General features: G+C 68.4%; 18 protein-coding genes and 1 pseudogene. 8 read left to right on the top strand and 11 right to left on the bottom strand.

Annotated elements, in window-relative coordinates:
* Window positions 1–1084: 1084 nt before the first annotated feature.
* The 3 genes from AMK26_RS14665 (at window position 1085) to lepB (ending at window position 10028) form a co-directional block, all read left to right on the top strand.
* Window positions 1085–8752: a golvesin C-terminal-like domain-containing protein gene (locus AMK26_RS14665; RefSeq protein ID WP_443333165.1), complete on the top strand. Its 7668-nt coding sequence runs from the start codon at window positions 1085–1087 to the stop codon at window positions 8750–8752.
* 89 nt (window positions 8753–8841) lie between these two features.
* A complete protein-coding gene (locus AMK26_RS14655; RefSeq protein ID WP_158071117.1) occupies window positions 8842–9348 on the top strand; it encodes an SMI1/KNR4 family protein in 507 nt (168 codons plus the stop codon).
* A gap of 71 nt (window positions 9349–9419) precedes the next feature.
* Window positions 9420–10028: a signal peptidase I gene (lepB, locus tag AMK26_RS14650; protein WP_241837898.1), complete on the top strand. Its 609-nt coding sequence runs from the start codon at window positions 9420–9422 to the stop codon at window positions 10026–10028.
* A 266-nt stretch (window positions 10029–10294) separates the two neighbouring features.
* On the opposite strand, the gene AMK26_RS14645 is transcribed toward lepB, so the two are convergent.
* On the bottom strand, window positions 10295–11422 hold the full coding sequence (locus AMK26_RS14645) for a magnesium and cobalt transport protein CorA (RefSeq protein WP_073755056.1): 1128 nt from the start codon (window positions 11420–11422) through the stop codon (window positions 10295–10297).
* A gap of 115 nt (window positions 11423–11537) precedes the next feature.
* Between AMK26_RS14645 and AMK26_RS14640 the strand changes: the two genes are divergently transcribed.
* On the top strand, window positions 11538–12638 hold the full coding sequence (locus AMK26_RS14640; RefSeq protein WP_073755055.1) for a winged helix DNA-binding domain-containing protein: 1101 nt from the start codon (window positions 11538–11540) through the stop codon (window positions 12636–12638).
* Here AMK26_RS14640 and AMK26_RS14635 read toward each other — a convergent pair.
* Complete coding sequence (locus AMK26_RS14635; protein ID WP_073755054.1) at window positions 12635–13282, bottom strand: LysE family translocator; 648 nt, start codon at window positions 13280–13282, stop codon at window positions 12635–12637. The two genes, AMK26_RS14640 and AMK26_RS14635, sit on opposite strands and share 4 nt — an antisense overlap.
* Window positions 13283–13442: 160 nt before the next feature.
* Here AMK26_RS14635 and AMK26_RS14630 point away from each other — a divergent pair, with 160 nt between their 5' ends.
* Entirely contained in the window at window positions 13443–15119 is a 1677-nt protein-coding gene (locus AMK26_RS14630) for an AMP-binding protein (RefSeq protein ID WP_073755053.1), read from the top strand.
* 271 nt (window positions 15120–15390) lie between these two features.
* Here AMK26_RS14630 and AMK26_RS14625 read toward each other — a convergent pair.
* Window positions 15391–16227: pseudogene (locus tag AMK26_RS14625) on the bottom strand (hypothetical protein).
* 207 nt (window positions 16228–16434) lie between these two features.
* Between AMK26_RS14625 and gcl the strand changes: the two are divergent.
* Window positions 16435–18210, top strand: coding sequence for a glyoxylate carboligase (gene gcl, locus AMK26_RS14620; protein WP_073755052.1), 1776 nt, complete (start codon window positions 16435–16437; stop codon window positions 18208–18210).
* Between the two features lie 88 nt (window positions 18211–18298).
* Here gcl and AMK26_RS14615 read toward each other — a convergent pair whose 3' ends face one another.
* Window positions 18299–19222, bottom strand: coding sequence for a peptidoglycan recognition protein family protein (locus AMK26_RS14615; RefSeq protein ID WP_073755051.1), 924 nt, complete (start codon window positions 19220–19222; stop codon window positions 18299–18301).
* A 120-nt stretch (window positions 19223–19342) separates the two neighbouring features.
* On the opposite strand from AMK26_RS14615, the gene AMK26_RS37275 reads away from it, so the two are divergent.
* Window positions 19343–19504: a hypothetical protein gene (locus AMK26_RS37275; protein WP_198944067.1), complete on the top strand. Its 162-nt coding sequence runs from the start codon at window positions 19343–19345 to the stop codon at window positions 19502–19504.
* A gap of 502 nt (window positions 19505–20006) precedes the next feature.
* Here the strand turns inward: AMK26_RS37275 and AMK26_RS14610 are convergent.
* Window positions 20007–20780, bottom strand: a complete 774-nt coding sequence (locus AMK26_RS14610; RefSeq protein ID WP_073755050.1) for a S1 family peptidase — start codon at window positions 20778–20780, stop codon at window positions 20007–20009.
* A 137-nt stretch (window positions 20781–20917) separates the two neighbouring features.
* Here AMK26_RS14610 and AMK26_RS14605 point away from each other — a divergent pair, with 137 nt between their 5' ends.
* On the top strand, window positions 20918–21106 hold the full coding sequence (locus tag AMK26_RS14605; RefSeq protein WP_073755049.1) for a hypothetical protein: 189 nt from the start codon (window positions 20918–20920) through the stop codon (window positions 21104–21106).
* 23 nt (window positions 21107–21129) lie between these two features.
* Here the strand turns inward: AMK26_RS14605 and AMK26_RS14600 are convergent, their stop codons facing one another.
* The 6 genes from AMK26_RS14600 to AMK26_RS14575 all read right to left on the bottom strand — a co-directional run bounded on the left by AMK26_RS14600 (window position 21130) and on the right by AMK26_RS14575 (window position 26970).
* A complete protein-coding gene (locus AMK26_RS14600; RefSeq protein ID WP_073755048.1) occupies window positions 21130–21609 on the bottom strand; it encodes a hypothetical protein in 480 nt (159 codons plus the stop codon).
* 507 nt (window positions 21610–22116) lie between these two features.
* On the bottom strand, window positions 22117–23574 hold the full coding sequence (locus AMK26_RS14595) for a catalase (RefSeq protein ID WP_073755047.1): 1458 nt from the start codon (window positions 23572–23574) through the stop codon (window positions 22117–22119).
* A 182-nt stretch (window positions 23575–23756) separates the two neighbouring features.
* Window positions 23757–24647: a 2-hydroxy-3-oxopropionate reductase gene (locus AMK26_RS14590; protein ID WP_073755046.1), complete on the bottom strand. Its 891-nt coding sequence runs from the start codon at window positions 24645–24647 to the stop codon at window positions 23757–23759.
* Window positions 24648–24683: 36 nt separating this feature from the next.
* On the bottom strand, window positions 24684–25523 hold the full coding sequence (locus AMK26_RS14585) for a TIM barrel protein (protein ID WP_073755045.1): 840 nt from the start codon (window positions 25521–25523) through the stop codon (window positions 24684–24686).
* A gap of 171 nt (window positions 25524–25694) precedes the next feature.
* The gene (locus tag AMK26_RS14580; RefSeq protein WP_073755044.1) at window positions 25695–26474 is read right to left on the bottom strand and encodes a hypothetical protein; all 780 of its coding nucleotides are present in this window, start codon (window positions 26472–26474) and stop codon (window positions 25695–25697) included.
* Between the two features lie 31 nt (window positions 26475–26505).
* A complete protein-coding gene (locus AMK26_RS14575; protein WP_241837897.1) occupies window positions 26506–26970 on the bottom strand; it encodes a hypothetical protein in 465 nt (154 codons plus the stop codon).
* Window positions 26971–26999 lie beyond the last annotated feature (29 nt).

The following is a 26999-nucleotide window of genomic DNA, read 5'->3' as shown; positions in this document are numbered from 1 at the left end:
TCAAGCCGGTCGGAAACCTCCGATCCGGCACATCGGCGTACCCGCTTTGCCCATGTGGCCGAACAGGGCGCCGAAAGAGAAAGGCACACACGTGTCAATCCCATACAGGAGACAAATCTCCTGTTTGATCGTGGCAGCGGTGGCGGGGACGCTACTGCCACAGGTCGCTTATGCGGCGTCATCGGCGCCAAGTGGCGGTGACGACAAGGGCGTTGTCGACGCCATCGCTGGCTGGTTCTCGGACAACGAGGAGCAATCCGCGGCGGCCCCGCCCGAGGGCGGGAAGCTGGAGATACCCAGCCGCGAAAAGCTGCCCAGGGGCCAGGCGCTGCCCGAGCCCAAGCGGGTCAAGGAGCTGACCGACAGACGCACCCCGCAGGCGCGCTTTTGGCAGTTGTCGGACGGGCGGGTGCAGGCGGAGCTGTCGGCGGTGCCGACGTCGTACCGCTCGGGTTCGTCGTGGAAGGCGATCGACCCGGCGGTCAGGCCCACCGCGCAGGGCTTCGCCAACACCACCAACACCGGCCGCAGTTCGTTCGGCGGAAGCCCCGACAAGCTGCTGCGGTACGAGGCTCCCGACGGCCGTTCGGTCACGCTGGGCCTCCAGGGCGCGAAGGCGGCGCTGAAGCCGGAGGCGAAGGGCTCCACGGTCACCTACAAGGGCGCCGTGGGCGGGGCCGATCTCCAGTACGTCGTCGGTGCCGGGCAGGTGAAGGAGAACATCGTCCTGGCCGAGCATCCGGCCGGACCGGTGTCGTTCACCTTCACGCTGGACACCGAGGGCCTGACGCCGCAGGTGCGGGGGGACGGCTCGATCGCGCTGTTCGGCGAGGCGCCGCAGACGCCGGTGATGGTGATCCCCGCGCCGTACATGACGGACGCGAAGAAGGACGCCCTGTCGCCGACCGGCGGCACGTACAGCACCAAGGTCACCCAGAAGCTGGCCCGTGCCAAGAACGGCAAGGGCTGGACGCTCACCGTCACCCCGGACGCCTCGTGGCTTGCGGCGAAGGAGCGCCAGTACCCGGTCGTCATCGACCCGACGATCACCATCACGCCGAACGCGTCGCAGTCGCAGGACGCGATGGTGCTGTCGGACCAGGCGGGGGTGAACTTCAACACCACCTGGAAGCTGTCGGCCGGCAAGACGGACACCGGTATCGCGCGGTCGTTGATCAAGTTCCCGATCGACGAGATCCCGGCGGGTGTCGACATCGACACCGCCCGCCTGGAGATGTACTTCGACCAGGCGCACACCACCAACGGCAACGACGTCACGATCGGCGCCTACCGGGCGACCGGGTCGTGGGCGGAGTCGACGGCGACCTGGTCCAACACCAGCACGCTGGTCGGTGAGCTGTCGGGCACCAGCGTCCAGCAGGACGACGGTGACGCGGGTACGGCGGCGGTCGGCGAGTGGCCCAAGGGCTCCACGAGCGCGGCCATCGGCGGCGACTACGCGTACAACAAGAACACCGCGACCGGTGAGACGTACACCTGGCAGCCGAAGGTGCCGGAGACCGCGAGCTACCGCGTCGACGTGCACTACCCGGCCGCCTCCGACGCGGCCACGGCCGCGCCGTACACCGTCACCCACCGGGACGGCACCAACAGCTATACGGTCAACCAGACCGGGTCCGGCGCCACGTGGAAGACGCTGGACGCGACGCAGCGGTACTTCTCCAAGGGCACCGCGGGCAAGATCGTCCTGGGTGACACGGGTTCGGCCACCACCCGTACTCTCGCCGACGCGGTCCGGCTGGTGAATCCGGCGTCGATCGTGAAGAACACCGGCGAGTACAACCAGTGGCACAAGTTCCCGGTCACCGACACGGTCCAGAAGTGGGTCTCGGGCACCGCCACCAACCACGGTTTCGTGCTGAAGGCCACCGACGAGTCGTCGACCGCGCCGACCGGTGGTCCGCGCTACGAGGCGGCCGACGGCAACGACTACGGCGGCGAGACCTCCACCTACCCGCGCCTGACCGTCACCTACGGCAAGGTCGGCGCCGCGCTGAACTCGCCGACCGTGGTGCACTCCACCGGTCCGGAGCTGTCGTGGGCCAAGTACAGCAACACCACCGGTGACAGCGGCCTGGACATCGTCGAGTACCAGCTGCACCGCTCCACGCAGCAGGTGTTCACCCCGTCCGCCGCCACGCTGATCGCCCCCATCCCGGCGAGCGCGACGACGTACACAGACACCACCGCCGTCCCCACCCCGGACTCCAGCACCGCCGAGATCGGCAAGTCGTACTACTACCAGCTGGCGGTCAAGACCAAGGGCGGCGAGCTGCTCGGCTCACCCACCCGGGTCGTCGGCATCCCCAAGGCCGGCCGGACGATGAAGATCATCCAGGCGGGTCAGACCGACACCACCCTCTCCTCCGCCCAGCCCACCACCAACCAGGACAAGATCAAGTCCTGGGACATCGGGCAGACGTGGCTGAGCGTGGGCAACAACTCCTCCACGTACGGCAAGACCCGTGCCGTGCTGAAGTTCCCCACCAGCGACATCCCCACCACCGCCACGGTGCTGCAGAACACCTTCTACATGTGGGGCGCGGAGACCACCAGCACCAGCAACGGAGCCGTCTACGAGCTCCACTCCCTGACCCGCGACTTCGACGAGACGACGGCGACCTGGAACAACGCCAACGCCACCACCGCCTGGACCACCCCGGGCGGCGACATGTCCGCCACCGTCGCCGACACCGTCCCGCAGATCACCGACGAGGTCGGCCGCCACTGGTGGGACGCCACCGGACTGATGAAGTCCTGGGTCAAGACCCCCGCCAACAACAAGGGCGTGGCCGTCAAGCTCAAGGACGAGTCCGCCACCGGCCCCCAGGAGCGCACCCTGTTCCTGTCGGCCGAGGCCGCCGACCCGCAGCTGCGCCCGTACATGCAGGTCATCTACGTCGACGCGACCACCGAGGACACGTACTACGCGCCGACGACCCCGGCCCGGATGACGCCGAACTCCACCTACACGGTGGACTTCACCGTCACCAACACCACCGCCACCGCGTGGGCGGCCGGTGAGCGGGAGCTGTCCTACACCTGGAAGCTCCCCGACGGCACGGACGTCACCACCGGCGGCAACCAGCTGAAGACGGCGATCCCGGCCTTGCTGCCGGGCCAGTCGGCGACGATCCAGGCGCAGGTCAAGACGCCGATCAACTCCGACAACGGCAACAAGCGCAACGAGTACGTCCTCGGCTGGGACGTCCGCAAGATTGCCGACGGCACCTGGCTCTCCACCGGCACCGGCGGCATCCCCTCGCTGAAGCAGAACGTGGCGGTGGAGGATCCGACCTCGAACACGCTGGGCATGGAGAAGTTCTACTCCTACGCCGGCAAGAACACCGGCGCCGGTTCGAACTTCATGAGCAACCTGGCCTCCGGAAACGGCGTGTGGCAGTACAACGCCTTCACCAACCCCGGCCGCGGACTGAGCACCTTCGCCCGCTTCGCGTACAACAGCCAGGACACCTCGGACACGGTCGCCGGCCACGGCTGGTCGTTCCAGTTCGCGGGCCCCATCCGGCTCGGCGCGCCGCTGGACTTCCACCCCAACCCCAACCCGACCGAGATCCGTCTCCCGGACGGCGACGGCACCACGCACGTCTTCCGCAAGCAGGCGGACGGCACGTGGAAGGCCCCGGCGGGCGTCCACTACAAGGTCACGATGAAGGCCGGCCTGGACTGCAAGCCCACCAAGGACCCGGTCCCGGACGCCTGGACGCTCACCCGTCCCGACGGCACACGTTTCCTCTTCGGCTGCGACGGCTACCTGGCGTCCACGGTCGACAAGAACGGCAACACGCAGACGTTCACCTACGAGGAACGCAAGTCCAACAACAAGCCGACCAAGTTCCTCAAGTACATCACCGACCCGGCCGGTCGGCAGACCCTCACGGTCGACTACTGGACCAAGGGCCAGTCCGGCTACCAGTACGTCAATGACTCCGGGGTCCTCACCACCGACGCCGGTGCGCTGAACAACTCGAAGATCTACGACCACATCCGCTCGGTGACCGACGTCTCCGGCCGGAAGATCGAGTTCCACTACACCACCAAGGGCCTGCTCGGGCAGTTCACGGACGGTGTGGGCTCGACGCAGCCAAAGGTGTTCACGTTCACCTACGACGCGACGCAGGGCAACAAGAACGTCAAGCTCGTCAAGGCCACCGACCCGCGCGGCAACGCCACCAACCTGGCGTACTACGCCCCGCAGGCCGGGGACGACCCGAAGTACCACTGGTGGACCAAGACGATCACCGACCGTCTCGGTTTCCTCACCGGCTTCGCGTACAAGGCGAACACGACGAACCCCAAGTTCACCGACACCAAGGTGACCGACGCCGAGGCGCACGCCACGGACTACGTGACCGACGACTTCGGCCGCCCGGTCCAGACGACCAACGCCAAGTCCCAGGTCACCAAGCTTTCGTGGGACGCCGACAACAACGTCACGTACATGGAGGAGGCCAACGGGGCCAAGACCGCGTACTGCTACGACCAGAAGACGGGCTACCCCCTTTGGTCGCGCGACGCGGAGAACAACAAGGGCGGCGTCCCGCCGTCCTCGGACTGCGCCCCGGGCACGTACCCGGCGAACTCGCAGCAGTACAGCTACCAGACCCGTCTGGACGGCTTCTCCGCCGACCTGTTCACCAAGACCTCGCCCGAGGGCCGCAAGTGGCAGTTCGGCTATGACTCGTTCGGCAGCCTGAAGACGGTCACCGACCCCAAGGGCGTCGCGACCACGACGGCGGACGACTACACCACCACGTACGAATACGACGCGTACGGTCAGCTGACCAAGGTGATCGACGCCAACGGCAACCCGACGACCAACAGCGAGTTCGGTCCGGCGGGCTACCCGGCCAAGATCACCGACGCGTTGGGCAAGGCCACGTCGTTCGTCTACGACGAGCGCGGCCAGGTCCGCGAGACCACCGACGCGCTGGGCAAGAAGACCACGCAGACGTACGACACCTTCGGACGTCCGCTGACCAAGGTCGTGCCGAAGGACCAGGCGGCCGGAGACCTGATCACGCTGTCGGCGCCTGAGTACGACGCCAACGACAACGTCACCAAGGCGACGGCGCCCAACGGTGCAGTTTCCACGGCGGTCTACGACGCGGCCGACCAGATCACCTCGGACTCCGCGCCGAAGGACACCGCCACTTCAGCCGAGCGCAAGACGGTCTACAGCTACGACAAGGTCGGCAACCTCAAGACGACGACCGAGCCCAAGGGTGTACTGACCACCGGCGACGCCACCGACCACGTCACCACCAACACGTTCGACGAGATCTACCAGCTCACCTCCGTGGCGAACTCCGCGCAGCACCGGATCTCGTACGAGTACGACAACGTCGGCAACGTCACCCGGATCGTCGATCCGAGGAAGAACGCCACGACGGACACGGCCGACTACCTGACCAAGACCGCCTACGACCTGAACCACCGGGTCACCACGGTCACGGACGCCGCCGGCAAGTCCAGCACGACGACCTACGACAAGGACTCCCTGGTCATCCAGACCAAGGACGCCGAGGGCAACATCACCTACGTCGACTACGACGAGCGCGGAAAGAAGAAGGAGGTCCGGACCCCCTACGAGGGGACCACGTTCCGCAAGACCCAGTACGAGTACGACCAGGTCGGCAACACCACCAAGGTCATCTCCCCGCGTGGCACGGCCACGGCGGCCACGGACGACTTCGTCTCGCGCACCGAGTATGACGCGCTGAACCGCCCGGTCAAGCAGTTCCAGCCGTACGACCCGGCCGACTCCCGTTACAACAGCCCGAACGTCTACACACAGACCGTGTACGACGCGGTGGGCCGCGTGGCGAAGAAGTCGCTGCCGCCGTCCGAGGGCCAGACGGTCCGCAACGACACGGTCTTCGAGTACTTCGACAACGGCTGGACGAGGAAGTCCACCGACCCGTGGGACATCGCCACCACCTACGACTACACCGAGCTCGGGCAGCAGAAGGCCCGCACGCTCACCTCGGCGGGCGGCTCCTCGGACCGCACCATGACGTGGTCGTACTACCCCGACGGCAAGCTGAAGTCCAAGGCGGACGACGGTGTGCCGGTGGGCAAGTCGGTGGTCCTGGTGGACAACTCCGACAGCCAGCACACCTCCTCGACCGGTACCTGGGCGAAGGGTGACATCGCCGGGCAGCACGGCTACGACCACCGCACGCACACGGCCGGTACGGGCACGGATGCCTTCACGTGGACGCTCAACATCCCCAAGGACGGCACGTACACCGCGTACGTGAAGTACCCGAAGGTGACGGGCGCGGCCACGACGGCGAAGTACACGCTGTCGCAGGGCACCACCACGCACCCGTCGGTCACGAAGGACCAGAACGCCGCCACCGGCACCTGGGTCTCGCTCGGCTCGTACAGCCTCAAGCAGGGCAATGACGCCAAGCTGAAGCTGGAGCAGAACAGCGGCGGCATCGTCGTCGCCGACGGCGTGAGGCTGGTGCGTGACACGGCCGGCGAGACGGACTCCGAGAAGAGGTCCTTCGCCTACGCCTACGACGCCAACGGCAACCTGACCTCGATCGACGACACCTCCTCCGGTGCCAGGATCGACGCCTACACGGTCGTCTACACCGGCCTCAACCAGGTCGCCAAGGTCACCGAAGCGCTCGCCGGGGCGGAGCAGAACTCGACGTCGTACACGTACGACGTCAACGGCAAGCCGGAGACGATCACACATCCGGACCAGTTCTCCAAGTACACCTACGATCTGCGGGATCTGGTCAAGACCGTCTCGGTCGGCAAGTCGTCCACGGACGGCTCGCCGAAGGTGACCTCGTACACGTACACCGACCGTGGTCTGAAGCTCCAGGAGACCAAGAACAACAAGAACACCGTCGACTACACCTACTACCTCAGTGGTGCGGTCAAGACGGCCGTCGAGAAGAAGCCGAACGGCACGCTCGTCTCCTCGCACACCTACGCCTACGACCCCAACGGGAACAAGGCGCAGGACATCGCGAAGAAGATGAACGCCGACAACAACTCGGCCTATCTCGAGTCGACCACGGACTACACCTACGACCCCGCGAACCGGCTCGCCAAGTCGGTCAAGACCGGTAACGGTGCGGGCACCGAGACGTACGTCCACGACGACAACGCCAACGTCGTCAGCCAGACGGTCAAGGGCACGTCCACGACGTACACCTATGACCGCAATCGGCTGGTCTCCGCGACGGTGGGCGGCTCGACGGCCACGTACAACTACGACCCGTTCGGTCGCCAGGAGTCCGTCACCGGTGGCGGCAAGGTCATCGAACGCTCGGTGTACGACGGATTCGATCACGTCGTCGAATCCCAGAAGATGGACGACGCGGGCACGCTGAAGTCCACCAAGTACACCTTCGACCCGCTGGACCGTACGGCGTCCAAGACGGCCGACGGCAAGACCACCGACTTCACCTACCTGGGTCTGTCGACCGAGGTGCTCGGTGAGGAGGTCGCCGGCGCACTGACGAAGTCGTACCAGTACAGCCCGTGGGGCGAGCGCCTCTCCCAGGTCAAGCACAACACCGACGGCACCGGCGAGGACGGCTACTACGGCTACAACTCGCACACCGACGTCGAGACGCTGACCGACAAGGACGGCAACTCCAAGTCCACCTACGGCTACACGGCCTATGGCTCGGACGACGAGTCCGAGTTCACCGGTATCGACAAGCCCGACGCCGGCGACCCGACCAAGGAGGCGTACAACCCCTACCGTTACAACGCGAAGCGGTGGGACGCCAACTCCGGCACCTACGACATGGGTTTCCGGGACTACAACCCCGGGCTCAACCGGTTCACCACCCGGGACATGTACAACGGTGCCCTGGCGGACATGGGTCTCGGTTCCGATCCGTACACCGGAAACCGGTACTCCTTCACCGGCGGAAACCCCACCAGCTTCGTCGAGCTGGACGGCCACATCTTCGGCTGTGACTGGTGCGGCGACGCTCTCGACACGATCGGGGATGTCGCTGTCGGCGGTGTCAAGAAGGTGGGGGGCGGTTGGAAGACCGCCGCCGACGTCTTCCTCGACGGCGTCGGATGGAACACCGAGACGGCCCCCAACGGGTACGAGTCCGACTACACGGGTGACCTCAGCAAGGGCCGGCTCGTGGAGCCCGACGGGCAGTGGGACTGGGTTCCGGGAGCATCACGATTCCCGTTCACACAGGACTCCTGCGAGGATGACGAGAGCTCGGTGTTCTACCAGCCTCTCGACAAGTACGACCGGGCGCAGGGGGTGCGGGCCTGCCTCAACAAGGGCGACTTCAGCTGGATCAACTACAAGGGTCAGACCATGGGCAATTCCGACTCCATGATCGCGGGAAGCCCGGTTCCGCGGCCCATGAGGAAATACCCCGAAACCTGGACCCCTGGTTTCGTGGAGGGTCAGGACATGAACCGTGGCCACCTGCTGGGCAATCAGCTCGGTGGCACCGGCACAGACCGGCGGAACCTGGTGAGCTTGTACGCTACGCCCAATCAGGTTCAGATGAGGTCGGAAGAGGACAAGATCGCCAAGATGGTGAACGCTGGGCAGACGGTCTACTACGAGGTGACCGCTCACTACACCGGAAAGAACGGCGCTCCCGACTATCTGACGATTAACTGGCTGAACCTGGATACCGGGGAAGTGCCAGCCGATCCCATTACGATCTGGAATACACCTTCGGGGCTCCAGCCCTAGATCGGTAAGCTGGATCTCCAGGGGTGCAGGCGGGTATCATTCCCGAGGCCTGCCTGCACCCCGCCCTTCCGAAAGGATTCTCTATGTGGGTGCAGCGTGTCATCGATTTCGCCGGCTGGGAGCCGTCGGCGCACTCTGTCGACTGGGCTGAGGCCGAGAGGGAGCTGCAAATTCCGCTGCCGGCCGACTACAAGGAGCTGTGCGAAGCTTTTGGCGGAGGCACGTTCTGTGATTCCGTGTCCTTTCTCGGGAACATGGAAGGTCCCATGTTCAATCTCCTCATGCGGTGGCAGGCAACCCTTTCCGTAAGTGGAGACGGTGATCCGTACCCGGTTTACGCGCCGGGTGGCAAGGGTTTTGTCACCTGGGCTTCGACGGAATGGTCTGATCAGTACTGCTGGCTTATCGACGCACAGCGTCCGGGTGAATATTGCATTCTGGCGCGAGGGGATGTCGGCGAGTGGTGCAGGTATGAAATGTCGACCTCGGAATTCCTGTACCGGGTCCTCGCGGACAAGGAATTCAAGCCTTTCGGTATCGCAGAGTACGGCCTTGACCCGACGTTCCGTCCGAGCCGCTCGGTCGACGGCACTTGAGCAGAGACAGACAGGGAGGGGTGTTGGTGCCGTCGGAACGTGCGGGCCGTGTACTCGGAGTCGCCGCCTGGGTGCTGGTCCCGCTGGGGTTGGTGCTGTTGCTGGGAGCCATGGGAGGAATCGGGGCCACCGGTGACCTGGACCGGGAACAGATCACCGTCGCAGGCGACGCGATGCAGCCCACCTACCGTCCGGGCGAGCGGCTGGCCATAGAGCGGGTCGACGCAGGCGAAATACGCCGAGGCGACGTCGTCCTCGTCAGCGTGCCGGGCCGCTATGGGGACGCACCGGCCCTACAGCGCGTGATCGGCCTGGGCGGAGACCGCGTGGAGTCCACCGACGGTACGCGGGTCGTGGTGAACGGCAAGCAGATCGACGAACCGTACGTGACGCGCGACAACTCCGGCACTACAGGCGCACCGTACGCGGTGACCGTGCCGGACGGGCGGCTGTTCCTTCTTGGCGACAACCGGCCCAACGCGAATGACTCGCGCTACTTCCTCGAAGAGCAGTCGGGCAGCATCGCGGCCTCCGATGTGCTCGGTCGTGTCCGAGCCGAACGGGCCGTGCCGCTGGTGCTGTCGGCACTGGCGGCCTCCGGAGCCCTGCTCACACTGGTCGGGACCGGCTTGGGAATCCGGGGGTACGTGACCAGACAGCGTTCCCTGGCGCGGTGGTAACGACATGGTCCGTGGCTTGGCCTGGATCTTGCGTGAGGGTCCGCCGACGGAGTCGGCGGACCTTTTCGGCTTTCACCTGTCGTTGCATTGCGTAGCTATGCGCCGATGAGGGCGGCTGCGCCCGTAGACGTGGAACAAGGTCGGCGCGAGAGGAGCGACTGGGGCGGCCGCGCGGCGCATTCTCCCCAGACTCTCCCCAGAGGGCCAGAACGGCCGTTCCGTAGCGTTCGCTGATGCGAATCCGATTGGTGCTTCCAGCCCCATTTCTATAGCCAGTCCCGCCTCTTGAAGACCACGTACAGGCTCGTACACACCACCGCCATCAGCACCATCGCGAACGGATATCCGTACACCCAGTGCAGCTCCGGCATGTGGTCGAAGTTCATGCCGTAGATCGTGCCGACCAGTGTGGGTGCGAAGAGAATGGCCGCCCAGGACGAGATCTTCTTGATCTCCTCGTTCTGGGCGAAGCCCGCCTCCGCCAGCGCCCGCATCTCCGCGTTCTGTTGTTGGGTGACAAGGGTCGCGTTGACCGTGAGGATTTCGGTGAGGGCCTGGCGGAAGCCGTCCACGCGTTCGCTGGTGTGGGTGACGTGGTCGGCGACGTCCCTCAGGTGGCGCTGAAGTTCCTCGTCCGTGCCGTACTTGGCGAAGCCGGCCATCAGCCCGTGGAGCATGCCGACCAGGGGGCGGGTGGCGCGCTGGAACTCGACCATTTCGCGGGAGAGTTCGTAGATGCGGCGGGACACCTCCGGGTCGCCCCGGAAGACCTCCGTCTCGATCTCGTCGATGTCGTTCTGTACGCCCGCCACCACCGGGGCGTAGCCGTCGACGACCGCGTCGAGGATGGCGTACAGCACCGCTTCCGGGCCGAGGGCCAGGAGTTCGGGGGTCTCCTCCATGCGGCGGCGTACGGCGGAGAGGTCGGGGGCCGCGCCGTGCCGGACCGTGATGAGGAAGTCCGCGCCGAGGAAGACGTGGAGCTCGCCGAAGTCGACCTCCTCCTGGGCGTCGAGGTAGCGGGCGGCGCGCAGCACGACGAAGAGGGTGTCGCCGTACCGTTCCAGCTTCGGGCGCTGGTGGGCCTCCATGGCGTCCTCGACGGCCAGCTCGTGGAGGTCGAACTCGGCTGCCAGAGAGAGGAGTTCCGCCTCCGAGGGGCGATGGAGCCCTATCCAGGCCATGCCGTCCGGCTCCTCGCGCAACTGGCGGAAGGTATCGGCGAGCGTGCCGGGGGAGGAGACCTTGCGGCCGTCCCGGTAGAGGGACGCCTGGACCACACTGCCCCGGTCGGGGGACGGGGCAACGGGCGCGACGGACGGTGCCTGTTCGGCGGCGGGCGCCGGGGCCGTGGAGCGCCGGCGCCAGTTCGGCTTCTTCGAGGGCAGGGTCATACGGGTCTCACCTCCCGGGTCGAACCATATACGTCCCGGTTTGCCCCGGCATTGCAGGGGCACCGGATCGTATTGAGGACAACACCTGTCCCCAAGGGTGCGTAACGTGCCGAGCATGGTCTCCCAGAAGAAGCCCGTGCTCTCCGCCCGCGCCCTCAACCGCGCCACCCTGGCACGGCAGCTCCTGCTGCGTCGTACCCCCATGCCGGCGAAGCACGCCGTCTCCCACCTCGTCGGCCTCCAGGCCCAGAACACCAAGCCGCCCTACTACGCCCTCGCCGCCCGCCTCGAAGGCTTCCGCCCCGAGGAGCTGTCCGCGCTGATGGAGGCCCGCGAGGTGGCCCGGATCGTCACCATGCGGTCCACCATCCACACCCACACCGCCGACGACGTCCTGGCCCTGCGCCCGTTCGTCCAGGCCGCGCGCGACCGGGAGGTCGGCGTCTTCCGCAAGGGACTGGTCGGGGTGGACCTGGAGCGGCTCATGGCCATCAGCCGCGACCTGGTGGAGGAGCGGCCCCGTACGCCGAAGGAGATCCGCGAGGCGCTGCTGAAAGAGTGGCCGGACGCCGATCCGCTCGCCCTGACCGTCGCCGCCCGCTGCCTGCTGCCGCTGGTCCAGGTCACCCCGCGCGGCCTGTGGGGACGCAGCGGCCAGGTGGCCCTCACCACCGCCGAGGTGTGGCTGGGCGGGCCCGCCGAGCCGGCCACCCCGGACGAGGCCGTGCTGCGCTACCTCGCCGCCTTCGGCCCGGCCTCCGTCAAGGACATGCAGACCTGGTCGGGCCTGACCCGGCTGCGCGACGCCTTCGAACGGCTGAGGCCCCGGCTCCTCACCTTCCAGGACGCGTACGGCACCGAACTCTTCGACCTGCCCGACGCACCCCGCCCCGACCCGGACACCCCGGCACCGCCGCGCTTCCTGCCCGAGTTCGACAACCTGCTGCTCTCGCACGCCGACCGCACCCGCGTCGTACCGAAGGAGTACAAGGACCGCACCTGGAAGGGCAACCAGGCGTACCGCACCTTCCTCGTCGACGGGTTCCTCGCGGGCATCTGGCGCCTGGAGGAGACGAAGGACACGGCGACCGTGACGGTGCAGCCGTTCGGGGAGCTCACCCATGAGCAGCGCGCCGCCCTGGCGGAGGAGGCGGGGCGGACGATGACGGCGATGGTCCCGCAGAAGGCGTGCGAGGTGCGGTTCGGTACGTTCTAGTCCGCGCGTCCCGTCGCCGCCACCGTCACGCCCAGGCCGATCATCGCGAAACCGCCCGCCCCGCCCACCATCGACAGGCGGCGGTCCGAGCGGGCGAACCAGTTGCGGGCCGCCGCCGCGCCCAGGCCCCACAGGGTGTCGGTGACCAGGCCGATGCAGATGGGGACCAGGCCCAGCAGCAGCATCTGGACCGCCACCTGACCGGCCGCGTGGTCCACGAACTGGGGCAGTACAGCCGCGAAGAAGACGATGCCCTTCGGGTTCGTGACGCCCACCACGACGCCGTCCAGCAGAGTGCGCAGGTCACCGCGCGACGCGGCCGGCGGAGGCGCGTTCAGCATGGCCGCCTTCATCTCCTTGCGGTGCCGGAACGCCTGCACCCCGAGGAAGACCAGATACGCCGCACCCGCCAGCTTCACCGCCATGAACACGACCACCGACCGTTCGACCGCCGCCCCGACCCCGAGGGCCACGGCCACCACCAGGACGTACGAGCCGACGACATTGCCCAGCACCGTCGCCATCGCCGTCCGGCGGCCGTGCGCGAGGGCGCGGCCGATCACGAACAGCACGCTCGGGCCAGGGATCACGATCACGAGCAGCGACATGGCCGCGAAGGCCGGCACGCGGTCTGTGGACACCATGGCCCTCACCCTAGGCACCGCGAGCCGAGCACCGCGAGGGTCAGGACAACAGGGCCGCGCGTACCCGCTCCTTCGCCCCCGTCCGGGGGTAGGGAGACCTGGGCGCCGCTCACACGATGGCGGCGACCGGTCCCGCACTGCGCGGCAACGAGGAGGACACATGGCGGAAAGCGGCGCGACCGAGGAGTTCCGGGCGGCCCGGGACTTCCTGCTGCGGCACCGGGAGGACTACGAGAGGGCGTACGACGGCTTCACCTGGCCCCGGCCCGCCCGGTTCAACTGGGCGCTCGACTGGTTCGACGTCATCGCGGCGGGCAACGACGCGACGGCGCTGCACATCGTCGAGGAGGACGGCACCCGGACCCGTCTCTCCTTCGCCGAGCTGTCCGACCGCTCCGACCGGGTCGCAAACTGGCTGCGGGGGCTGGGCGTCCGCCCCGGGGACCGGATCGTGGTCATGCTCGGCAACCAGGTCGAACTGTGGGAGACCGCCCTCGCCGCGATGAAACTGCGCGCCGTCGTCATCCCCGCGACCCCGCTGCTCGGCCCCGCCGACCTCGCCGACCGCATCGAGCGCGGCCGGGCCCGTCATGTGATCGTGCGCGCCGAGGACACGCCGAAGTTCGACGACGTGCCGGGGGACTACACCCCGATCGCGGTCGGCGCCCGTGTCCCGCACTGGATCGCGTACGAGGACGCCTACGGGGCCTGCGGGCCGTTCGAGCCGACGGGGGAGACCCGGGCCGACGACCCGCTGATGCTGTACTTCACCTCCGGCACCACCGCCCGCCCCAAGCTCGTCGAGCACACCCACACCTCATACCCCATCGGCCACCTGTCGACGATGTACTGGATCGGCCTCAAGCCGGGCGACGTCCACCTCAACATCTCCTCACCCGGATGGGCCAAGCACGCCTGGTCGAACCTCTTCGCGCCCTGGAACGCCGAGGCGACCGTCTTCATCCACAACTACACGCGCTTCGACGCCGCCCGCCTGATGGCCGAGATGGACCGGCACGGCGTCACCAGCTTCTGCGCCCCGCCCACCGTGTGGCGGATGCTCATCCAGGCCGACCTGTCCGCGCTGCGCACCCCGCCCAGGGAGGCCGTCGCAGCCGGTGAGCCGCTGAACCCCGAGGTGATCGAGACCGTACGGCGCGAATGGGGCGTGACCATCCGGGACGGCTTCGGACAGACCGAGACGGCCGTCCAGGTCTCCAACAGCCCCGGCCAGCTGCTGAAGGCCGGGTCCATGGGGCGGCCCAGCCCCGGCTTCCGCATCGAGCTGCTCGACCCGGTGACGGGGAAGCCGGGCGCGGCGGAGGGCGAGATCGCCGTCGACCTGTCCACCGACCCCGTGGGCGTGATGACCGGCTACCACGGCGACCCGGACCGTACGGCCGAGGCGATGGCCGACGGCTACTACCGCACCGGCGACATCGGCTCGCGCGACGCCGACGGATACGTGACGTATGTGGGCCGGCGAGACGATGTCTTCAAGGCTTCCGACTACAAGATCTCGCCGTTCGAGCTGGAGAGCGCGCTGCTGGAGCACGAGGCGGTGGCGGAGGCGGCGGTCGTCCCGGCGCCCGACCCGGTCCGGCTCGCGGTGCCCAAGGCGTACATCGTGCTCGCCGACGGCTGGGAGCCGGGCCCGGAGACGGCGAAGGCGCTGTTCGCCCACTCGCGCGCGGTCCTCGCCCCGTACAAGCGCATCCGCCGCATCGAGTTCGCCGAGCTGCCCAAGACCGTGTCGGGCAAGATCCGCCGGATCGAGCTGCGCGAGCGTACGGCGGCGGGGGCGACGGACGAGTACACCGAGGCGGACCTCGCGTGAGCGTCAGGCGACCGTGCTGGTGTACGGGCCGTGCGGGGCGTACCGCAGCGGGTCCGGGGCCCTGAGCACCCTCCCGCCTCGCCGCCACGGCACCGCCCCGCGGCAGCGCGGCCTCCTGCGGCGGGAGGCCGGCCGCCGGCCGCGTACCGCGCCGTGTCCGTATCCCTCGTAGCAGCGTCGCGCGGGCCGCTCCGTCGAGCCCCCACGCGTCGACGAAGCGCGCACTTCAGAGCCCGATAGAGCCCGATGTGAGGGACGGCCGCCGGGGGCGTCACGCGCCCCGGGCGACGAGTTCGTCGGCGGCGCCGTTGAGGGGCTGCGGGGTGCCGGTGAGGTCCATGACGAACAGCGGCAGCCGCAGCCGGTCGGCGCGGACGCGTGCCCTCTCCTCGTATCCCGCGAGCGAGAACGACACGCTCGTCGCCGACGCCGCGAGGCCGCTCAGCCACAGGCACTCGACGGCCCGCAGGGACGTGGGCCGGGTGGTGGGGTCGACCTAGGCGACCAGCCCGGGGCCGCGCAGGTCGATGCCGAACCCGGACCCCGCCCCGTACCCGCCCCAGGACCCCGGCCCGTTCCCGCTCCCGGGCCGTTCCTCCGGCTGGACGACATCGCGGAAGCCGAGCCAGCGGAGGTAGAGCGCGGCGGCGGTGACCGCGTCGCGCGCGGTGCGGATGGTCACCGGCCGGAAGGAGGGCCGCGGTACCGGGGCGGTGCGCGGCAGCGGCATGTGGGCGGGCACCGTCGACACCCCGGTCGTGGAGGCGGTCGCCGCGGGCGGTGGACCCGCCGGGCCGGATCCGGGCGGTGACGGTGACGCCGGCGGTGGCTGCGGCGGTACGGCGGTCACCGGCCGTACCGGGACGCGCAGCACCATGCCGCACGGGCAGCCGAGCTCGGGCTGCGGCCACTGGTCCTGGCGCCCGCACGCCGCGCAGCGGACGGTGACCCACTCGTCGGTCCAGGTCCGGTGGGTGATCGGCTCGGCGGGGGCGCCCTTGAGCAGGGGAGGGACGACGGGGGCGCCGCACGGGCACGGGTAGACCGGCGGCGCGTAGGCGTGCGCCCGGCGGCAGGCCGGGCAGCGTACCGGGACGTTCTCTCCCACGTATGACCCCTTTCGGTCCGTCACCCATCGTCCACCAGGAGCGAGCTCTTGGGGAGGGACTTCGGCCATCCCTTGACTGCATCTCTTCCGCCCCCTAGATTACTTCCATATAGCAGAACTACACTTCCGCATTACGGAATCGAAGCTCTCAGGTGGCGCGACAGAGCACGAATCCGCTGGCCGAAGCAGGAGCACCCAATGCCTCGTATGACCGCCGCCCGAGCGGCAGTTGAGATCCTCAAGCGCGAAGGCGTCACCAACGCGTTCGGTGTGCCGGGCGCGGCGATCAACCCGTTCTACAAGGCCCTCAAGGAGGGCGGCGGGATCAACCACACGCTCGCCCGCCACGTCGAGGGCGCCTCCCACATGGCCGAGGGTTACACCCGCGCCAAAGCCGGCAACATCGGTGTCTGCATCGGCACCTCCGGCCCGGCCGGCACCGACATGATCACCGGCCTGTACTCCGCGATCGCGGACTCGATCCCGATCCTGTGCATCACCGGCCAGGCCCCGGTCTCGAAGCTCCACAAGGAGGACTTCCAGGCCGTCGACATCGCGTCGATCGCCAAGCCGGTCACCAAGGCCGCGACGACCGTCCTGGAGCCCGCGCAGGTCCCGGGCGTCTTCCAGCAGGCCTTCCACCTGATGCGCTCCGGCCGTCCCGGCCCGGTCCTCATCGACCTGCCGATCGACGTCCAGCTGGCCGAGATCGACTTCGACCCCGAGACGTACGAGCCGCTGCCGGTCTACCAGCCGAAGGCCACCCGTGCCCAGGCCGAGAAGGCCATCCGGTTCCTGCTGGAGTCCGAGCGGCCGCTGATCGTCGCCGGTGGCGGCATCATCAACGCCGACGCCTCCGACCTGCTGGTCGAGTTCGCGGAGCTGACCGGCGTCCCGGTCATCTCCACCCTGATGGGCTGGGGCACCATCCCGGACGACCACGAGCTGAGCGCCGGCATGGTCGGCGTCCAGACCGCGCACCGCTACGGCAACGCGACCTTCCTGGAGTCGGACTTCGTCCTCGGCATCGGCAACCGCTGGGCCAACCGCCACACCGGTTACAACATGGAGGCGTACACCAAGGGCCGGAAGTTCGTCCACGTCGACATCGAGCCCACCCAGATCGGCAAGATCTTCGCCCCGGACTACGGCATCGCCTCCGACGCCAAGGCCGCCCTGGAGCTCTTCATCGAGGTCGCCAAGGAGCTCAAGTCCGAGGGCAAGCTGCCGGACTTCTCCGCCTGGGCCGCCTCCGCGCAGGAGCGCAAGGGCACCCTCCAGCGCCGCACGCACTTCGACAACATCCCGATGAAGCCGCAGCGCGTGTACGAGGAGATGAACAAGGCCTTCGGCCCGGAGACGCGTTACGTCACCACCATCGGCCTCTCCCAGATCGCCGCCGCGCAGTTCCTGCACGTCTACCGGCCGCGTCACTGGATCAACTGCGGCCAGGCGGGCCCGCTCGGCTGGACCATCCCGGCCGCGATCGGTGCCGCCGTCGCCGACCCGGAGACCCCGATCGTCGCGCTCTCGGGCGACTACGACTTCCAGTTCATGATCGAGGAGCTGGCGGTCGCCGCCCAGCACAAGGTCCCCTACGTCCACGTCCTCGTGAACAACGCCTACCTCGGTCTGATCCGTCAGGCGCAGGTCAACCTGGACATCAACTTCCAGGTCAACCTGGAGTTCGAGAACATCAACACCCCGGAGATCGGCGTCTACGGCGTCGACCACGTCAAGGTCGCCGAGGGCCTGGGCGTCAAGGCCATCCGGGTCACCGACCCGAACGAGCTGGGTGCCGCCCTGGAGGAGGCCAAGAAGCTCGCCGCCGAGCACCAGGTCCCGGTGGTCGTCGAGGCCATCCTGGAGCGCATCACCAACATCGCGATGAGCAAGACGGTCGACATGAGCAATGTGACCGAGTTCGAGGAGATCGCCACCGAGCCGGGCCACGCCCCGACGGCGATCCGCCCGCTGGTCTGACCCGCACCGTGAACGGCCCCCGCCCCGGAACCCCGGGACGGGGGCCCTTCGCGTTGTGTGCCCTTCAGCCCCTCAGCCCTTCAGCCCTTCAGGAGGACCAGCGCAGGGCGCGCAGCACCCGCCAGGTCACGCTGGCGGCGCGGTCGGCCTTGATCTCGACCCGTAACACCTCATTGGTGTCCAGGACGCCGTTGCGCGTGACCGCCACGTTCAGCACGCCGTCCGGGCCGATGGTGCCGCAGTCGATGGGCAGGTCGAGGGACCGGTGCTTGGTGGTGAGGTGGTAGTCCTGGAAGCGCATGACGACGCGCGTACCGGCCTGGCCCTTGACCGTGGCGTACGCGGTCGCCGAGTAGGCGCACGGGCCCTGGAGCAGCGCGGCGTCGTTGGCCATGGCCAGCTGCTTGTACGTGCCGGCCACCAGGGCCGGGCCGCCCGACTGGCTCTCGTTGATGACGGTCGGCATGGGGTCCTCCTGTGACTGGCCGCTCGCCCGGGCCACGATCCCCGGGAAGACGACGTTCTTGAACTGGCGCACCCGGGCGTCGCCGGGGCAGGCCGTACCACCGCTCGACCACGCGGCGTGCAGCCGGTGGTAGCCGTAGCCGGGGTCGGACGCGCTGCGGCAGATCCGCAGCGGGATGCCGTGCCGCCGGTGCAGCCACACCCCGAGCCGGATCAGCTGCTCGACCTGCTTCTCGGTCCAGGGGTCGGTGTGCTGCAGATTGGACGCCGTCTCGATGGACACCGCCCCGGTACCGTCGGGGCGACGGTTGGCCTGGTAGTTGGCGTCCGCGCGGGTCTCGGTGCCGATGTACTGCGCGAGGTCGCCCTCGTACCCCAGTCCGAAGTGGGACTCGAGGTTCGAAGAGTCACGCCAGTACTCGTACATCCGGCGCGCGGTCCAGGGAGCGGCGATGCTGTGCAGGATGAACTGGGTGGGCCGGATCGCCGGCTGACCGTCCGACTCGGGCTGCAACTCCATGCGGGTCGCGGCGGGATACCACGCCATGGTCCCCCTTCCCGGAGCTCTTGACAGGTACACGGTTGGTGTACGTCCCGTCGTGGTTTTACCCACCCTGCGTAACCGACATCCATGCGAGGTGTCCCGGAATCGGGGTACCCGGCCCCCATGGCAGACGTTGTGGACGCGGACGAACTGCTCCGCCGTATCCGGGTCACCCGGGACTGGGCACGCCGGCAGGAGCAGCAGGCACCGGACGAGATGTCGGCAGCGGCGTACGAGGCGGTGAGGAGGGCCCTGGAGAAACTGATCGACCCGTCGTCCGGCTGACGGCGCATCGCTCCCGCTGGTACTCGAACAGCTCGCGAGGGCCCTGGGGTTCGAACCACCACCTGGCGACTGCTCGACGACTGACCCCGGTCAACCCGCAGACGGCCCCACCCGGGCGCTGTTCCGGGCGGGGCCGACCGGTCCGCAGCACGCGGCAGCCAGCAGCGCGGGTAAGGACGGTCTCCACAGTAGGAGGCACCACTGACAGTCACCCTCCTGCGGACCGGTCCGGCGGGCCAGGACGTCAGGATCCGTCACCGCGCACGCTGTCCCCGTACGGGACCGGGGGCGGGGCGATCAGGTCGTCGGGAACTCAGCGACGTAGTCGTTGAAGGGCTCGATGCGGACTGCCGCTCGGCGTTCGTCCCGGCGTTCGTCCATGCGCTGACCTCGCCGGGCCTGCTGCTGTGCCGTGCTGTGCGGCCGGCCGGCGCCGCGTCAACTGCGACTGGGAACAGCGCTGTTCACGCGGGCGTCGATGTGAACCACACCGCTGAAAACCCTACAGTTTGGACAAGACCCAGGACCGCAGATATCCCGTCCCGACCTCACTGTAACTCGCCGTGGTACTGCAGTTCTGTCCCTTCATCACGCCCACCTGGAAAAGCTGTCCTTTGAAGCTGATGAGGAGCGGACCACCGCTGTCCCCTCGGCAGGGTCCACCGTCGGTGGGAATCATCTTCAGACCGTCGCGGTCCTTTTGTGCCGGCTTGATGTAGACACCGCGAAATTGCAGGCGGTTGGGCAACGCGCCGGCCCCGTTCACCCCCCAGCCGACAGCTATACCGTCGTCGTAGCGAGTAAAAGGACCGCCGGATTGGCCATCCCACCGGGTCCTCATGGAGCCATGCGCCAACGGGACCGTTTTCACTCCGGTGACAGGGGCCTCCAGCCTCAGAACCGCCACATCGTTGTGCGCGCCCTTGTACGTGGGGTACGACCAGATCCAGGAGGCCCGCCTGTACTGCCCTCCGGTGCCTCTGACATTGATCCCGACGCGAACAGCCATGTCGCTGGCCTGAGCATTGCTCACACCGCCCACACAGTGCGCTGCCGTGAGTACACGGGATGCCGTGATGAGGGTTCCTGTGCAGCTGTTCCCGCTGGGGGTGTGGATGACGTGTGCGACGAAGTCGAAAGAGTCGTCAGTGACGGCGTTGCCACCCGTTATTGCTTGTGCGGAGAGTGGGGAAAGGGCCGTGGTCGCCGCAGTGAGCAGGCCTCCGACGAGGAACGCCCGAAGCGTTCTGTGGAATGTCCCATGAGAACCGGACATCGCATCTCCTCAACACTCCCCTTGGTATCTTCCTACCTTCGCTGCCCCCTTGCCACCCGAGAGATCCGTCGCAGACGCCAGGCGTCTGCGACGGATGTCGACAGGCCGGTCCAGGCCGGCGGAAGTACCGTCAAGGTATGAGCGAGGAAGCCGAAGCACAGGACAGCAGCGACGTACCACGCTGCCCGGACTGCGGCGAGCCGGTCGTCTTCGGCGAGCAGGACACCACCGCAATGGGCCAGGGAGGGCATGAGCGTCGGCGAGGGGCGGCGGTCTGCATGAACGAGGACTGCGTGATGTTCGGCGAGGCCGTGAACCTGCGCTAGCGCGCGGCGCTTCTTTGGAAGGCCTAGAACTTTCCGTTGGCGATGATCTCCCCATCGCCGCCGTACACGGTGACGAGACCGTTCTCGCTGGTCTTCCACTCTGCGAAGACCGACGCGAGGAGCTTGCCTTCACCCCCGTGCGGGCCGAGGAGTCCGCCGGTGTAGTCGGTGTGGATCTCGGCGGAGTCCAGCACGTTGTTCTGCTCGCTGGAGCCCTGCACTCGCGTCACGTGCTCGGCAGCCTTCTTCTCCGCGGCGGTGCCGTCCCTGGCCACGAACGCCTTGAACTGATCTGCCTCGGACTGTTTCTCGGGCTGCTCGGCCGGCGCCTTGCCCGTCGGTGCGGACGCGGGCTTGCTCGCGGCCGGCGCGGCGGACTTCCTGGTGCCCGGTTCGGTGCTGCCGCCGAGGACGGCACCGATGACGCCGATCACCAGGAACAGGCCGACGATGCCGAGGCAGCCGAACCCCACGATCTTCCCGGTGTTCGACTTCTGCGGCATGTGGGGGATGGTGAACGTACCGCCAGGGGTGGGCGCGCGTGAGCGATTCGGAGGTTCTGCCGCCCGAACGTGTTCCGTTCCGGCCCGGGGCTGTTCCGGCCGGGACTTGTTCCGCGGCGGCGGAGGCGGCACAAGGAAGAGCGCGGAGTTGAGGGACCGTAAACCCCAACTCCGCGCTCTGGCTTTTTCTGTTGATGTGAAGTTGTAGCCGTCCGACGGTGCGAGGCTGGCGCGACAGGACGTTCGCGCCGCCGGACGGGGGTCAAGGGGGGGAGGTGGGAGTGGTGGCGCTGGGACCGCGGCGGCGGCGACGGAGTTCCGGCCGGGCCTTCCTTCAGGTCAAGAAGGGGGCCGGGATTCCTTACCACCGCACTGGCACGCTCGCCGCCGCGGTCCTCACGCTGTCCGTACCGTTGGCCACCCCTCATCCGGGCCCGCGGTGCGGACTGCGTACGGCTGCCGACCTCCCGTCGGGAGCCGTACGCGGTCTGGTGTCGCCGGAAGAGGTCAGTCCTCGCGCAGGGCGCGGACCGCTTCCTCGACGCGCTTGCCGTAGTCGGCGTCGGCGGCGTGGAAGTGGGCGAGGTTCTTCTCGATGACGTCCTCGCGGGAGACCTGGGACAGGCCGCCGGCGATGTTCGCCACGAGGCGGGACTTCTCCTCCTCCGACATCAGGCGGTACAGCTCGCCCGCCTGGAAGAAGTCGTCGTCCTTGACGTGGGTCGGCGCCGCGTGGGTGCCCGTGTAGCCGGCGACGGCCAGCGGGGCGGACAGGGCGGCGTCGGTCTGGGCCGGGCCGGAGTACGAGTTGGGCTCGTAGTTCTTGTCGTGGCGCGAGCCGTTGCGGGTGGCCATGAAGCCGTCGCGGCCGTAGTTGTCGGCGACGGTCGCCTTCGGGGCGTTCACCGGCAGCTGGGTGTGGTTGACCCCGAGGCGGTAGCGGTGGGCGTCCGCGTAGGCGAAGAGGCGGCCCTGGAGCATCTTGTCCGGGGACGGGCCGATGCCGGGAACGAAGTTGTTCGGCGAGAACGCGGCCTGCTCGACCTCGGCGAAGACGTTGTCCGGGTTGCGGTCGAGGACCATGCGGCCCACGCGCTGCAGCGGGTAGTCGGCGTGCGGCCACACCTTGGTGAGGTCGAACGGGTTGAAGCGGTAGTCCGCCGCCTCGTGCGCCGGCATGATCTGCACGTACAGGGTCCAGGAGGGGTTCACACCGCGCTCGATGGCCTGGAGCAGGTCGGTCTGGTGGCTGTTCGCGTCCTTGCCGACCACCTCGGCGGCCTGCTCGGACGACAGGCAGCGGATGCCCTGGTTCGTCTTGAAGTGGTACTTGACGAAGAAGGCCTCACCCTGGGCGTTCGTCCACTGGTAGGTGTGCGAGCCGTAGCCGTTCATGTGGCGGTACGAGGCCGGGATGCCGCGGTCGCCCATGAGCCAGGTGATCTGGTGCGTCGCCTCGGGGGAGTGCGCCCAGAAGTCCCAGACGTTGTCCGGCTCCTGCTTGCCCGTGAAGGGGTCGCGCTTCTGCGAGTGGATGAAGTCGGGGAACTTGATCGGGTCCTTGATGAAGAACACCGGGGTGTTGTTGCCGACGAGGTCGTAGTTGCCCTCTTCGGTGTAGAACTTCACCGCGAAGCCGCGCGGGTCGCGGACCGCGTCCGCGCCGCCCAGCGAGTCGGCGACGGTCGAGAAGCGGATGAACAGGTCCGTGCGCTTGCCGACCTCGCCCAGGAAGTCCGCCTTGGTGTAGGCGGTGACGTCGTCGGTGACCTCGAAGTAGCCGTACGCGCCGGAACCGCGGGCGTGCACGACACGCTCCGGGATGCGCTCACGGTTGAAGCGGGCGAGCTTCTCCAGCAGGTGCTGGTCCTGGAGGAGGAGCGGGCCACCGACGCCGGCGGTGGCGGAGTTCTGGTTGTCGGCGACAGGGGCGCCGGACTCGGTCGTAAGCACGCGCTTCGACATCGTGACCTTCCGATACGTACGGGAGCTGCTGGCGGTGCGAGGAGCGTAAGTACGCCCTCGAGCTCACGTCAACAGTTTGTTGAAAGTGAAGCTGTGGTGTTCCGGACGGCGCCGCCGCCTGGGCGCGACAGGACAGGTGTCAGCGACGAGGCCGCCCGGAAATCTGGGGGAGCCGGAAAGGCTCAGACCTGCGAGCCGGAGAGGCGCTCGACGGCGCGCAGCAGCGCCGAGTGGTCCAGGCCGCCGTCACCCTGCGCGCGCAGGGAGGCGACCAGCTGGGCGACCACGGCGCCGACCGGGAGGGCCGCGCCGACGTTGCGGGCGGCGTCGGTCACGATGCCCATGTCCTTGTGGTGCAGGTCGATCCGGAAGCCGGGCTTGAAGTCGCGGTTGAGGAAGTTGTCCTTCTTGCGGGTCAGGACCGTGGAGCCGGCCAGACCGCCGTTGAGGACGTCCAGGGCCGCGGTGAGGTCCACGCCGGACTTCTCCAGGAAGACCACGGCCTCGGCGCACGCCTGGATGTTGACCGCGACGATCAGCTGGTTGGCGGCCTTCACCGTCTGGCCGGAGCCGTGCGGGCCGCACAGCACGATGGTCTTGCCGAGGGCCTCGAGGATCGGCTTGGCCTCGTCGAAGTCGGCCTGCTCGCCACCGACCATGATCGACAGTACCGCCTCGATGGCGCCGGCCTCGCCGCCGGAGACGGGGGCGTCCAGGACGCGGATGCCCTTCTCCTTGGCGTTCTTGGCCAGGTCGACCGAGGTCTGCGGGGTGATCGAGGACATGTCGATCAGCAGGGCGCCGGACTTGGCGTTGTCGAGGATGCCCTCGGGGCCGTACGCGATGGCCTCGACCTGCGGGGAGGCGGGCACCATCGTGATGACGACGTCGGCGTCCTTGACGGCCTCGGCGATGGAGCCGGCCGCGGTGCCGCCGGCCTTGGCCAGGCGGTCCAGCTTGTCCTGCTCCAGGGTGTAACCGGTGACCTGGTAGCCGGCCTTGATCAGGTTCTCGGACATGGGGGAGCCCATGATGCCGAGGCCGATCCACGCGATCTTGGGGAGATTGCTCATGAGGGTGCCTCTCAAAACTGGTGGTGCGGAAGAAAGTCAGCGGGCCGGGCGGGCCTCGGCCGGGAGCCAGTCGAAGGACTCGGCGCTCGGGCGGTCGCCGGCCTTGTACTCCAGGCCGACCCAGCCGTCGTAGCCGGCCTTCTTGAGCTGGTCGAGCAGCTCCTCCAGCGGCAGCGAGCCGGTGCCCGGCGCGCCACGGCCCGGGTTGTCGGCGATCTGGACGTGGCCGGTCTTGGCGGCGTACGCCTCGATGACCTGGCTGACGTCCTCGCCGTTCATCGACAGGTGGTAGATGTCGAGGAGGAACTTGGCGTTGCCGAGGCCGGTCGTCGCGTTCACCTTGTCCACGACCTCGATCGCGGACGGGGCGCTCACCAGCGGGTAGCGCGGCGACTCGGGCTTGTTCAGCGCCTCGATCAGCAGGATCGCACCGATCCGGTCGGCCGCGCGGGCCGCCACGACCAGGTTCTCCAGGGCGAGCTCGTCCTGGGCGGCCGGGTCGACGCCGTCGACGCGGTTGCCGTACAGGGCGTTGAGCGCCTTGCAGCCGACGGAGGCGGCGAAGTCCGCGGCCACGTCGATGTTGGCGCGGAAGCGGTCCGACTCCTCACCGGGGACGGACAGGGCGCCGCGGTCGGGGCCGGGCAGCTGCCCGGCGTAGAAGTTCAGGCCGACCAGCTGGGTGCCGGCGTCCTCCAGAGCCTTCTTGAGGGCGTCGAGCTCGCTCTGGTCGGGCGTCGGCGTCTCGATCCAGGGCCACCACAGCTCGACCGCCGTGAAGCCGGCCGCGGCGGCAGCCGCGGGACGCTCCAGGAGCGGGAGTTCCGTGAAGAGGATCGACAAGTTCACATTGAAGCGCTGGTCCGTGTATCCCATGAGGGGTTCGGCGCTCCTTCCGTATTGCGGAAGTTCGTTTCTGCTTAACGGAAGATTGCCTGGAGGGGGGGAGGGCTGTCAAGAGTGGTCCGCAAAACGGCCCACAAAAAAGGCGCCTTCCGGGCGATGGCCCGAAAGGCGCCTTGGTGGCTTGTACGCCGCCACAAGCTGCTACAACGCGTCGACGGCGCTCACCTTCCAGCCGTCGGAGGTGAGCGCGAGGGTCATCCGCACCCGGTTCAGGTCCACACGGGGCCCCGACACCTGCGTGCTCGTGGTGATCTGGTTCACAAAGAGCAGGACCACCGCCCGGTCCGGCGACGCCGACACCACCGACACGGCCGGGTCACCACCGCCCGGCGGCTCCACCACCGACGCCTTCACCACACCCCGGTACTTCCGCGCCGTCGGCGCCACCACGCTCGTGGTCGTCCTGCGGTACTCGTCGCGGAACGAGCCGGTCAGATGCGCCCGGGCCGCCGCGAAGTCCTTCTCCAGCCGCCGGTGGTCGTACGACAGCACGACCGGCGCCGCCTTCCGCGCCGCCTCCGCCGCCTGCGCCCGCGCCCGCTCGGCGCCCCGCCCGTCCCGGTACTCCCGCGCCAGCAGGACCGACGCCACCAGCCCCACCACGGCCACCAGGGCCAGCACGGCACACAGCACGGCCCGCCGGCGGCCGCTGGGCCGGTCAGGGGCGTCCGGCTCGTCGACGTCCGGCGGCGCGTCCGGGTCCCGGGCCTCCGGGCCTTCCCAGTCCGGGGCCTCCCAGTCCGGTTCCTGCCCCGGCGCCTGCGCGTCCAGCTCCTCCTGGGCCCGCAGGGTGCGCCCGGAGACCACAGCCGTGCCGGGGGCGGCCCGGTCGGCGCGCTTGGCCGCCGCGCGGGCGGCCGCGGACAGGGAGCGGCGGGCGGGGGAGCCGGCACCGCGGCCGCGGATACTCGTGTTCGCCATCAGGGTTGTCCTTTCAGCCGACTCGGCCGACTCAGCCGACGAACTCGACGCCGGACGTCAGCCAGCGCCCGCCCTCGTGCACGAGGTCGAGCTGGAGCCGGTAGGTACGGGCCTGCCCCTGCGGGGCGGCGGTGTTGGTGACCTTGCTGTCGGCGACCACCAGGACGCGGGCGCTGCGCTCGTCGGAGCGGACGAGACCCGCCTCCAGCACCTGGCCCTGTGACACCGACTTGTTCGCCGCGACCAGCTTGGTCAGCTGCGCGGTCTGCGCCGCGAACTGGTCCTTGAAGTCACCGGTGGCGCCCTTCAGCACATTCGCGCTGTCCCGGTCGTAATGCCGGTAGTCGAGCGAGGTGAAGTTGAGCGCCGACTGACGGGCCGCCGCCAGGATGTCCTGGCGCCGCTGCTCCTCGGCGCGCTGCTCGTACACCTGGAGGGTCAGCCACCCGGACAGCGCCGTGACGGCGACGGTCGCCACCGCCAGCGTCGCGGGCATCGCCCGGCCCCGCCGGGCGGCCTCCCGCA

The sequence above is a fragment of the Streptomyces sp. CB03234 genome, from assembly GCF_001905885.1.
GTDB lineage: Bacteria > Actinomycetota > Actinomycetes > Streptomycetales > Streptomycetaceae > Streptomyces.
This window is presented reverse-complemented; position numbering and strand designations above follow the sequence as displayed.